Raw genomic sequence first — 10,314 nt, 5'->3', positions numbered from 1 at the left:
TTCGCCGGCGCGTCCGGTGCCGTCGGCGCGCCAGCGCACGGTGGCGCCGTCGGCGCGGACCTCGGTGCGGACGTCCGTTCCCGGGACGGCCACCGGGTACGGGCCGAAGACGGGCCCGTCGCCGGGCGCGGGGTGCCCGGCCGGGTCGAGCGCGCAGTAGCCGCCGTCGCCCCGGCACCAGTACCACATCGTCCAGCCCTCGGCGAAGCCGTCCATCGCGGCGACCTGACGGCGGACCAGTTCGGTGTTGCCTGGCCTGCGGGAGTCCGGCGGGCCCCACTCGCCGACCAGGACGGGCAGCCGGTGGGCGGCGGGGTAGCCGGTGACCGCGGCGGTGTACCGCTCCACGAAGCCGCCGGCCGGGTCCCAGTCGGAGCCGTTCTCGACCGCCGTGTCGTAGAAGTGCGGCGCGTAGCCGAGCCTGGCGGCGCCGGGGCGCGGGTCGGTGAAGCCGGGCAGGTGGGTGGGCACGCCCTGGCCGACCAGGACGGTCGGTTCCACGAACAGCCAGGCGCGGGAGTCGGCGCGGCGCACGGCGTCGATCAGCCGGCGGTACATGCCGGCGAGCCTGCCCTCCTCCAGGGCGGCGGAGGCGGCGGCCAGCACGGCCGGGTCGCCCGGGTCACCGTCCACCGGGCCGAACGGCTCGTTGAACAGGTCGTAGCCCAGCAGTGAGCGGTGGCCGCGCAGTTCGCGGGCCAGCCGGGTGTAGAAGTCGGCCTGCCAGGCACGCAGGTCGGGGTCGTCGTAGAGGTGGCGGAAGGCGGCCTGGACGGCGGGCTGGAAGTAGCCGGCGAACCAGTCGTCCGGGTCCGGGGTGAAGGGCAGCCCGTCGTCCCGGGTGGCCCAGGCGGGGATGCCGTTGCTGCCGCCGAGGAACTTCGGCCCGTAGACGTCCTGGTGGAAGTCGACCAGGACCAGCAGGCCCAGACGGTCGGCCCGGTCGAGGAGCCGCTGGATCCGGCGCAGTTCGGCGGGGTCGAGGCGGCCGCGCCCGGGCTCCAGCCTGGTCCAGGAGACCGGCAGCCGGACCAGCGTGAAGCCCTGGGCGGCGACGGAGTCGAGGTCGGCGGGGGTGGCCTCGGCGTACTTGTCGAGATTGAAGCCGCGAAGGCCGAGGCGGCGGCCCTGGGCATCGGTGAGCGCGGTGCGGCCGTCGGCGGCGGTGACCGTGCCGGTGGGGAAGCGGTCCGCCGGCCCGCCGTGGGCGGAGGCCTGGACCGAGGCCTGGGCGGAGGCGGGGACGGCGGTGAAGACGGCGGTGGCGGCGAGCAGCAGGGCGACGGCGGTGCGGCGCAGGCGCATCGGGGACCTCGCACGGCGGGGGGTGGGGTGGGCCCGATGATGCCCGGACTGCCGCGCACGGCACAAGAGTTCGGTCGGCGCGGGTCGGCCTGGTGGCCGGTTCGGTCGGTGTCCGGTTCGGCCTGGCGGCCGGTTCAGTCGGCGGACGGTTCGGGCGCGGGCGGCAGGACAGCGGTCGGCAGTTCGGCGGCGGCGGCCAGCCGGCCCCAGAGCAGGTCGGCCAGCGCCTGCACCATCCGGGTGCGCGAGCAGGGCCTGGCCTCCAGCCACCAGTCCCCGGCGGCCAGCACCATGCCGGTGATGCCCCGGCCCCAGGCCTCGGCGAGCAGGTCGCGGTCGGCTCCGAGGTCGACCTGGCTCTGCACGGCCCGGGTGATCTCCTCGGCGATCTGCCTGAGCGCGGGGGCGAGCGCGTTGCCGGCGCCGCTCGGGTCGCCCGGCTCGGGGTGGGTGAGCAGCCGGTAGACCTGGGGGCGGGCCTCGATCCCGGCGAGATAGGTGTCCAGCACGTGCTCGACCCGGTCGCGGCGCTCCAGCGGCTCGGCGAGGGCGGCCCTGACGGCGGCCAGCAGACCGCCGGTGTGACGTTCGGTCAGGGCTCTGATCAGGCCGCTCCGGTCGCCGAAGTGGCGGTAGAGGATCGGCTTGGTGATGCCGGCCTCGGCGGCGATGGCGTTCATGCTCGCGCCTGGGCCCTCCCGCTGGATGACCCGGTCGGCGGCGTTGAGCAGCTGATCGCGGCGGGGCTCTCGGGACATGCGGTGCTCCTCGGGATCGGGTTCTGCGGGGTCGGCCAGGGCGTTGACACCGGTTACCAAGCAGTAGCAGACTCCGACGATGTTACCGGCGGTAACACCACGGTCGGCCGCACACGTCTTCGGAGGCAAACACCATGAGCAGCACGTTCTCGATGGACCCGGGCGCGGACCAGCTGGCCGTACGCGACTGGCTGCACGGCTTCGCCGCCGACGTGATGCGACCGGCCGCGGCCGAGTGGGACGAGCGCGAGGAGACCCCCTGGCCGGTCATCCAGGAGGCCGCCAAGCTGGGCATCTACTCGCTGGACTTCTACGCCCAGCAGTACTTCGACCCCTCCGGCGTCGGCATCCCGATCGCGATGGAGGAGCTGTTCTGGGGCGACGCGGGCATCGGGCTGTCCATCGTCGGTACCACCCTGGCCGCCGTCGCGGTGCTGGCCAACGGCACCGACGAGCAGATCGGCACCTGGACCCCGCAGATGTTCGGCACCCCGGAGGACGTCAAGGTCGCCGCCTTCTGCTCCTCCGAGCCGGACGCCGGCTCCGACGTGTCCGCGCTGCGCACCCGGGCGGTGTACGACGAGGCGAGGGACGAGTGGGTGCTCGACGGCACCAAGACCTGGGCCACCAACGGCGGGATCGCCGCCGTCCACGTGGTGGTCGCCACCGTCGACCCGGGGCTCGGCGCGAAGGGCCAGGCCTCCTTCGTCGTCCCGCCGGGCACCCCGGGGCTGAGCCAGGGCCAGAAGTTCAAGAAGCACGGCATCCGCGCCTCGCACACCGCCGAGGTGGTGCTGGACGGAGTCCGGGTGCCCGGCAGCTGCCTGCTCGGCGGCAAGGAGAAGCTGGACGAGCGGCTGGCCCGGGCCCGCGAGGGGGCCGGGCGGCAGGGCGGCAGGGGCAACGCGGCGATGGCCACCTTCGAGGCCTCGCGTCCGGCCGTCGGCGCGCAGGCGATCGGCATCGCCAGGGCCGCGTACGAGGTGGCGCTGGACTACGCGAAGACCCGCGAGCAGTTCGGCCGGCCGATCATCGACAACCAGGGCGTGGCCTTCCAGCTCGCCGACATGAGGACCAGGATCGACGCGGCCAGGCTGCTGGTGTGGCGGGCCTCCTGGATGGCGGTCGGCAACCGGCCGTTCACCGCGGCCGAGGGCTCGATGTCCAAGCTCTACGCGGGCGAGACCGCGAAGTACGTGACGGCGCAGGCGATGCAGATCCTCGGCGGCAACGGCTTCACCCGGGAGTACCCGGTGGAGCGGATGCACCGGGACAGCGCGATCTACTCGGTCTTCGAGGGGACCAGCGAGATCCAGCGGCTGGTGATCGCCCGGGCGATCTCGGGGATGCCGATCCGCTAGCCGGGGCGGTCGGCCTGGTGGTCGGCCGGTGGGCCGACCGGCGGGCCGTCCTTCAGCGGGCGGCCCAGAAGGTGAGCCCGGCGGTGAGCGCGCCCACCAGCGCGCCGGCGATCGTCTGTGCGGTGGTGTGGTCCCGCAGCACCACCCGGGACCACCCGATCACCGGGACGAGTGGGCCGAGCAGCAGCCAGAGCGGGCCGAGCGCGATGGCCAGGCAGGCCACCGCGCCGCCGGCCACGGCGGTGTGCACGGAGATCTTCCACCGGGTGGTGATCACCAGGATCGGCACCAGCGAGGCGAACATCGCCAGCACCACCGCGGTCAGGTCGGCGGGGGCGTCCAGTCCGATCATCACCGCGAAGCAGACCAGCACCGAGCCCATGATGAACGGGAAGACGGTCAGCCGGCGCTGCCGGTGGCCGACGTGACGGTCCGCCACGGTGCCCCTGCGCATGCCGCGCCGGATGAACAGGGTCGGGACGACGGCGGCGAACAGGGCGGCGAAGAGCGCCCAGCCGATGCCCGGCCAGCCGTAGCGGAGGCCGCCCAGCACCGGGAGCATCGCGATGATCACGTTCTTCGGCTCGATGCCGTCGGTGATCCGGCGGGCCCAGACCGTCCGGCGGGTGGGGGCGGGTGCGGCCTCGGCCTCGGTGGTCATCGGGGTGGGTGCTCCGGGGGCGTGAAGGGACGGGTGTGGTTCCGGTCGGACGATCGTACGGGCGCCGGTTCGGGCCGGTCCGCCTGGAGTTGTGCTGTCCGGAGCCGTGCTCGGAGGCGTGCCCGGAGCCGTGCCGCCCGGAGCCGGGCCCGGCTCAGAACCGGGCGGGGCGGCCCTCCATGAAGGCGGCCAGGCCCTCGCGGACGTCCGAGCCCTCCCGGGAGCGGAGCAGCCAGGGCGCCAGGGCCTCGGCCGCGCGCTCGGGCGGGGCGTTCAGGACGGCCTTGGCGCCGCCGATGGTGTGGGTCGAACGGCGGGTCAGCAGCCGGGCGAAGTCCAGCGCGGCGGCGTCCAGTTCGGCGTCCGGCAGGACGCGTTCGGCCAGGCCCAGCGGCAGCGCGTCCCGGCCGCTCACCAACTCGCCGGAGAACAGCAGGTACTTGGCCCTGGCCGGGCCGACCAGGCGGCCCAGCCGTACGGTCGGCACCTCCCAGTAGACCACCCCGAGTTTGGCCGGGGTGATCCCGATCCTGGCGTCCTCGGCGACGAACCGCAGGTCGCAGGCGACGGCCAGCTGGCAGCCGCCGCCGACGCAGGCGCCGTGCACCACGGCGAGGGTCGGGTGGGGGAAGGCCGCCAGTGCCTCCTCGGCGGCGACGTTGACCGCGTGGTAGGCCTGCGCGCTGTCCGGATCGCCGTAGGCCTCGGCGAGTTCGGCGATGTCCGCGCCCGCGCTGAAGGTGTTGTCCGCGCCGGTGAGCAGCAGGACGCGCACCCCCTCGTGCTCGGCCAGCTGCCGCAGCACCTTGGGCAGTGCCTGCCAGATGGCCAGGGTCACCGCGTTGCGGCGGTGCGGGCGGGCGAACTCCAGCACCGCGACGCCGTCGTCGCCGACGTACGCGTTGAGGCCCTCGGCCTGCGCGGGCAGGGCGGAGCGGTCCCGCGTGAGCAGCGGCTGGTCCATGCGCACCTCCGGTCGGTCGTGGTGCGCCAACTCTCTCAGGCGGTGCGGGTGCAGTAGTCACCGAGGCCCTGTTCGACCAGGGCGAAGGCGCGGTGGGCCTGGTCGAGGGCGACGGGCAGGGCGTCCGCGGCGCGCCCGCCGGCCAGCATCCGGCGCTGGTTGTCGGCGGTCAGGGTCAGCTGGGCGGCGAGCAGTTGGGCGGCGGCGACCCTGGCGGTGAGCTCGTCGTGGGCCGGATCCTGGGCGAGCAGTTCGGTGGCCAGCAGGGTCTGGGTCTGCTGGCCGAAGCCGGCGGTGGCGCGCATGAGCAGGGCCGGGGTCTGGTGGATCACCCGGACCACGTCGAGGACGATCCGGTCGTCGCTGAGCCCGGTGGAGGGGTCGAACCTCCGCAGTGCGGCCAGGTAGTGGGTGCGCAGGGCCGCGACCGCCGAGGTGCCGGGGGCGCGCTCGCGCACCACCCGGGCCGGCTCGTCGAGGTGCTGCTCCATCGGGCCCATGACCAGGTCTTCCTTGCTGGGGAAGTAGTTGAAGACGGTCATCTTGGACACCTCGGCGGCGGCCGCGATCTCGGCCACCGAGACCTGGTCGAAGCCGCGTTCGGCGAACAGCCCGATGGCGGTGCGCCAGAGCCGGAGGCCGGTCTGGATCTTCTTGCGCTCCCGCAGCGGGAGCGCGTCGAGGTCGTGGCCGGCGTCGAATCCGGGGTGGGTCGCCATGGTGGGACTGTACCAGGAACAATGATTGACCAGGCTCAAGGATTGACCGAGTATAAAATCCCTGCCATGGTGGTGCCGGGCCCGCCGGATCCGACCGGTCCGGCCCGAACTCCACGGACCCAGGGGGGACTTGACCATGGCGATCGCCGAACCGAGGACAGCGGGCCGGCCCCCGTCCGGCACGAAGCCGGCCGGACCGGCGGCGCTGATGACGCCGGCCCAGCGCGGGCTGGGCATGCTGCTCTGCCTGGTCACGATCGTGCTGGCGGTGCTGGACATGAACATCGTGTCGGCGGCCACCGTGCCGATCGTCCGGGACCTCGACCCCGTCCACGGCGTCGACCGACTGCCCTGGCTGGTCAGCGCGTTCGCCCTGGCCGCCACCGCGCTGCTGCCGCTGTACGGCAGGCTCTGCGACGTCTACGGCGCCAAGCGCGTACTGCTGGGGGCGGTCGGCACCTTCCTGCTCGGCTCGGCGCTCTGCGGGGCGGCGCAGTCGATGGACCAGCTGATCGCCTTCCGGGCGGTGCAGGGCGTCGGCGGCGGTGGACTGATGAGCGTCACCATGGTGGTCATCGCCCAGTTCAAGGAGCCGGAGGAGGGCGGCGGAGGCAAGGGCGGCGCGATGGGCGGGATCGTCGCGGGCCTCGGCATGGCGGTCGGGCCGCTGATCGGCGCGCTGTTCACCGACCACCTCGGCTGGCGCTGGATCTTCTACCTCAACCTGCCGCTCGGGCTGCTGGTCCTGGTCGGTGTCGCCCTGGTGGTCAAGCTGCCCCCGACGACCGGCCGCCGGGGCCTGGACTTCGTCGGCGCGGCCCTCGCGGCGGCCTTCGCGACCGGGCTGCTGCTGGTCACCGAGTGGGGTGGCAAGGAGTACGCCTGGACGTCCCCGGTGATCCTCGGTCTGTCCGCCGCCACCCTGGGCGCGTTCGGCCTCTTCCTGTGGCGGCAGGCCACCGCCGCCGAGCCGGTGCTGCCGCTGTCGCTGTTCCGGATCCGCGCGGTGCGGCTGGGCTTCGCGATCCAGGGCCTGGTCGGGATGGGCATGATCGGCTCGATCATGTACGTGATGCTCTACCTGCAGATCGCCCGGGGCGTCGCCCCGACCTCGGCCAGCCTCTACCTGATCCCGATGGCGGCCGGGATGACCGGGGCCAGTCTGCTGGCCGGCCGGCTGATCGGGCGCGGCCACCCGGTCCGGACCTTCCTGGCGCTCGGCGCCGGGTGTGCGACGCTCGCCCTCGTGCTGCTCGGCCTCAGCGGGCCGGACACCGGACTGTGGCTGGTGATGGCCGAACTCGCGCTGCTGGGCGGCGGGCTGGGGCAGCTGATCGGCCAGCTGATCACGGTGGTGCAGGAGGCCGCGCCCCGGCACCAGCTGGGGGTGGCGACCGCCGGCATCCGGTTCTTCCAGACCCTCGGCAACGCGCTCGGCGCGGCGCTGTTCGGCAGCGTGCTGGCCAGGGTCTTCGAGGCGGGCGAGCCGGGGCGGCCGCTCGGCGCGGTCCGGGCGCTGACCGGGGCGGCGCACGAGCACGCGGTGCGCAGCTTCACGGACGCGGTGGACGTGGTGTTCCTGTCGGCGGGCGGGGCGCTGGCGCTGGCGCTGGTGTGCGTGCTGCGGCTGCGGCCGGCCGGGACGGCTCCGGCGGCTCGGGAGGCCTGACGGGCCGGCGGGTACGGGGGAGGGCGCGGGGCCCGGTGGACGGGGAGTCCACCGGGCCCCGCGGCGTCCGGGTTCAGGCCCGGCCGGTCCACTCCGAGGCGAGGACGGCCCAGATCTCCTTGTCGTAGCGGACCCCGTTGTACGGGTACCACTCGCGCAGCACGCCGTCGCGGGTCATGCCGACCCGCTCGGCGACCGCCCGGCTGCGGTCGTTGACGGAGGAGCACCACCACTCGGCGCGGTGCAGGCCGCGGGTGACGAAGGCGTAGTCGAGCAACTGCTTGACGGCGGCGGTGATCAGCCCGTGGCCCTCGCCGGCCGGCTCGGTCCAGGCGCCGATCTCGCAGACGCCGGACCGGGCGTCGAAGCTCACGAACATCACGCCGCCGACCAGCGTGCCGTCCAGCCAGATGCCGTAGATCCGCTTCTGGTCGGCGGCCTGGCCGTCGGCGTAGCGCTGGAGGGTGGCGCGGGCGGAGTCCAGGTCGACCGAGAAGGTCGCCCAGGGGATCCACGGGTCGGTGTGGGCGCGGGCGCGGTCGATGTGGGTCAGGAACTCGGGGGCCTGCCAGGGCTCCAGCGGGCGCAGTTCGGCGTTCTCGGCGAGCGGTACGGCAAACACGGGCGGCCTTTCACGGGGGTGCTGAGGTTGGCTGAGACCATTCATAACAAACGTTTGGTATGTACGATAGCCCCCATGACGCCCGCCCGTGGAGACCATGACGCCCGCCGCTCGGAAGTCTCCGAGGGGGTGTGGCGGGTGCTCTCCAGCCGGGGCTTCGAAGGGCTGACCCTGCGCGCGGTGGCCGCCGAACTGGGCGCCACCACCGGACTGTTGACGCACTACTTCCCGAACAAGCGGGCACTGCTGAGCCATGCGCTGGAGGAACTGGACCGGCGCTCGCTGGCCCGGCCCCGGCGCACCGCCCCCGCCGACGGCAGCCCGCCGCCGGCCGGGCTGGCCAGGGTGCGGGCGTCACTGCTGGACGTCCTGCCGCTGGACGGCGAGTCCGCGGCCGACAACCGGATCTGGGTCGGCTCCTGGGACCACGCGCTGGCCGATCCCGACCTGGCGGCCGCGCACGCGGGCCGCTACGCGCGCTCGCGGACGGCGCTCACGGCGCACGTCGCGGACGCCCAGCGGCTCGGGGAGCTCCCGGCGCAGGCCGACCCGGCCTCGCTCGCGGCGGGGGCGCAGGCCTTCGCGCTGGGTCTGGTGGTGCAGGCGCTGTTCGCCCCCGGGGAGTTTCCGGCGGAGCGGCAGGAGGCGCTGCTGGACGCCTATCTGGCCGGGCTCGCGGAGTAGCCGGGCCGAGCCACGGGGGTCCGCGCGGGCCCCGGGTCCGGGTGGCCGGGTGGCCGGGGCCGGCCCGTTCCGGGCGTTTCCGGGGGCTCCCGGGCGTTCCGGGTGATATCGGGTGGGGATTCGCCCGGGATTTGCGCCGTACGGAGGCGCGGCGGGATTGCCCGGGGCGCAGGCATTGGCCGCCGGGTGTTTTCACGGCGGACGCGCAACGCATTGTCACGGGTTATGCGCGGTGGGTGTGCGCCGGCTGTCGGGATTGCCGGGAGGCCCGGCGCGGCCACGCATGGCCGCGACCGTGCGGCGGCCCGCGGAATGGCAGGTGGTGCCCCCAGCAGGATTCGAACCTGCGACCTACCGCTTAGAAGGCGGGTGCTCTATCCGCTGAGCTATGGGGGCGGGACGGGCGGCGCCCGGGCGGGCGCGACCGTGGCCGGGATCGGGGCGGCGAGCGCCGGGGCGCGCGCCGTCCGGCCCCGTTCCTGAGTGCAGGGGTGGGGGTGGTGGGCCCTCGCCCTGTCGGGGACAGGATAAGGGTGTCCAGTTCCCAGGCCGGGTGTGACGACACCGTCGTTGGTGTGTCGGTTCGGTGGAGCGGTCCGATAATCGCAGGTGAAGGCCGTGAGTGCAGCGGTCTGGGAGTGTTCCGAGCCGGACGTTGTGCAGTCGTTACGGGGCTGCCTCCTCACCCGTTATGGATTCGGCACGGAGAATGTGCCGCCGACGGCGCGGGGTGGGGGCCCTATTCGCGGTTGTGCCGGTCGGATGACGTGCGCGGACGGACGCCGGGGCGCGTTCCGCGCGCCGTTCCGCAGTCCGTTCGCGGCGGGTTCCACGGTGTGCCGATGGGGCGGCGAGCAGCGGTTTTGTTGTCATGACCGCGAAGAGGCGGAGGCCGTGGCGGTGCCGGAAGGCCGAAATTCACCCCTGCGAGTGACAAACAGTTCCTGAGGCCCGAGTTATCCACAGGATTTCGGAAGTCGGTGGCCGGGATTTCTTTCGGAGTGCACGCTCAGGGCGCACCGGTCGATTCCGTACGGTGCATCGGCGGGAACGGAGGGTGTGCCGTGAGCGAGACGCACGTGACGGTGATCGGCAATGTCGCGACGGAGGTGAGCTACGGGGAAACCACCGGCGGGGTGCCGATGGCCAACTTCCGGCTCGGCTGCACCGAGCGGCGGTACGACCGGCAGCGCGAGTGCTGGGTGGACGGTGAGACGCAGTGGGTGACGGTGACGGCCTGGCGGGCGCTGGCGGTCAACCTGATCGGTTCGCTGGCCAAGGGCGATCCGGTGCTGGTCAGCGGCCGGCTGCGGGTGCGGGAGTGGACGGAGGGGGAGGCGAAGCGGAGCCGGGTCGAGATCGACGCCAGATCGGTCGGGCACGACCTCACCCGCGGCACCACGGCATTCCGGTGGGCGACGGGGGTGCGCGGGCAGTCGCCGGGTGGCGCCGGGCCGGCCGGGGCGGAGCCAGGGGGCGGGGTGGTGCCGCCGTGGATCGCCGGCGCACTGGAGGCGCGCAGGGCCTCCGCGGCGGCCGTCGGGGCCCCGGGTGCGGCGGCCGCCGCGGAG

The 10,314-nt window shown here is 73.9% G+C and carries 10 protein-coding genes and 1 tRNA gene; 4 read left to right on the top strand and 7 right to left on the bottom strand.

Going from position 1 to position 10,314, the window contains the following annotated elements:
- The coding region (locus BU198_RS20445; protein WP_188298293.1) for a glycoside hydrolase family 5 protein at positions 1–1,305 on the bottom strand (1,305 nt) is incomplete at its 3' end.
- 134 nt (positions 1,306–1,439) lie between these two features.
- On the bottom strand, positions 1,440–2,063 hold the full coding sequence (locus BU198_RS20440; RefSeq protein ID WP_188296613.1) for a TetR family transcriptional regulator: 624 nt from the start codon (positions 2,061–2,063) through the stop codon (positions 1,440–1,442).
- A gap of 134 nt (positions 2,064–2,197) precedes the next feature.
- Between BU198_RS20440 and BU198_RS20435 the strand changes: the two genes are divergently transcribed.
- Positions 2,198–3,424 carry an acyl-CoA dehydrogenase family protein gene (locus BU198_RS20435; protein ID WP_411293173.1) on the top strand — a complete coding sequence of 409 codons (1,227 nt, stop codon included), beginning with the start codon at positions 2,198–2,200 and terminating at the stop codon, positions 3,422–3,424.
- Positions 3,425–3,476: 52 nt separating this feature from the next.
- On the opposite strand, the gene BU198_RS20430 is transcribed toward BU198_RS20435, so the two are convergent.
- The 3 genes from BU198_RS20430 to BU198_RS20420 form a co-directional block, all read right to left on the bottom strand.
- Positions 3,477–4,085: a phosphatase PAP2 family protein gene (locus BU198_RS20430; RefSeq protein WP_223244227.1), complete on the bottom strand. Its 609-nt coding sequence runs from the start codon at positions 4,083–4,085 to the stop codon at positions 3,477–3,479.
- 154 nt (positions 4,086–4,239) lie between these two features.
- Entirely contained in the window at positions 4,240–5,049 is an 810-nt protein-coding gene (locus BU198_RS20425) for an enoyl-CoA hydratase/isomerase family protein (protein WP_188296612.1), read from the bottom strand.
- Positions 5,050–5,084: 35 nt separating this feature from the next.
- Positions 5,085–5,768, bottom strand: coding sequence for a TetR family transcriptional regulator (locus BU198_RS20420; RefSeq protein ID WP_188296611.1), 684 nt, complete (start codon positions 5,766–5,768; stop codon positions 5,085–5,087).
- A gap of 136 nt (positions 5,769–5,904) precedes the next feature.
- Between BU198_RS20420 and BU198_RS20415 the strand changes: the two genes are divergently transcribed.
- Positions 5,905–7,437 carry an MFS transporter gene (locus BU198_RS20415; protein ID WP_317620059.1) on the top strand — a complete coding sequence of 511 codons (1,533 nt, stop codon included), beginning with the start codon at positions 5,905–5,907 and terminating at the stop codon, positions 7,435–7,437.
- A gap of 73 nt (positions 7,438–7,510) precedes the next feature.
- On the opposite strand, the gene BU198_RS20410 is transcribed toward BU198_RS20415, so the two are convergent.
- Positions 7,511–8,059, bottom strand: a complete 549-nt coding sequence (locus BU198_RS20410) for a GNAT family N-acetyltransferase (RefSeq protein WP_188296610.1) — start codon at positions 8,057–8,059, stop codon at positions 7,511–7,513.
- A gap of 75 nt (positions 8,060–8,134) precedes the next feature.
- On the opposite strand from BU198_RS20410, the gene BU198_RS20405 reads away from it, so the two are divergent.
- Positions 8,135–8,743, top strand: a complete 609-nt coding sequence (locus BU198_RS20405; RefSeq protein WP_188298292.1) for a TetR/AcrR family transcriptional regulator — start codon at positions 8,135–8,137, stop codon at positions 8,741–8,743.
- Positions 8,744–9,063: 320 nt separating this feature from the next.
- Here BU198_RS20405 and BU198_RS20400 read toward each other — a convergent pair.
- Positions 9,064–9,139: transfer RNA gene (locus BU198_RS20400), tRNA-Arg, on the bottom strand.
- Between the two features lie 668 nt (positions 9,140–9,807).
- Between BU198_RS20400 and BU198_RS20395 the strand changes: the two genes are divergently transcribed.
- Positions 9,808–10,314: single-stranded DNA-binding protein (locus BU198_RS20395; RefSeq protein WP_188298291.1), on the top strand; the 507-nt coding region annotated here is incomplete at its 3' end.

It is taken from the genome of Streptomyces sp. CBMA156 (assembly GCF_014596515.1).
Taxonomy (GTDB): domain Bacteria; phylum Actinomycetota; class Actinomycetes; order Streptomycetales; family Streptomycetaceae; genus Kitasatospora.
Note: the sequence above shows the minus strand (reverse complement) of the source record. Positions and strands in the feature narration are given on the sequence as shown.

Coding starts and splice junctions, on each gene's coding strand:
- BU198_RS20440 (WP_188296613.1), bottom strand. CDS start 2,063: ATGTCCCGAGAGCCCCGCCGCGATCAGCTGCTCAACGCCGCCGACCGG.
- BU198_RS20435 (WP_411293173.1), top strand. CDS start 2,198: ATGAGCAGCACGTTCTCGATGGACCCGGGCGCGGACCAGCTGGCCGTA.
- BU198_RS20430 (WP_223244227.1), bottom strand. CDS start 4,085: ATGACCACCGAGGCCGAGGCCGCACCCGCCCCCACCCGCCGGACGGTC.
- BU198_RS20425 (WP_188296612.1), bottom strand. CDS start 5,049: ATGGACCAGCCGCTGCTCACGCGGGACCGCTCCGCCCTGCCCGCGCAG.
- BU198_RS20420 (WP_188296611.1), bottom strand. CDS start 5,768: ATGGCGACCCACCCCGGATTCGACGCCGGCCACGACCTCGACGCGCTC.
- BU198_RS20415 (WP_317620059.1), top strand. CDS start 5,905: ATGGCGATCGCCGAACCGAGGACAGCGGGCCGGCCCCCGTCCGGCACG.
- BU198_RS20405 (WP_188298292.1), top strand. CDS start 8,135: ATGACGCCCGCCCGTGGAGACCATGACGCCCGCCGCTCGGAAGTCTCC.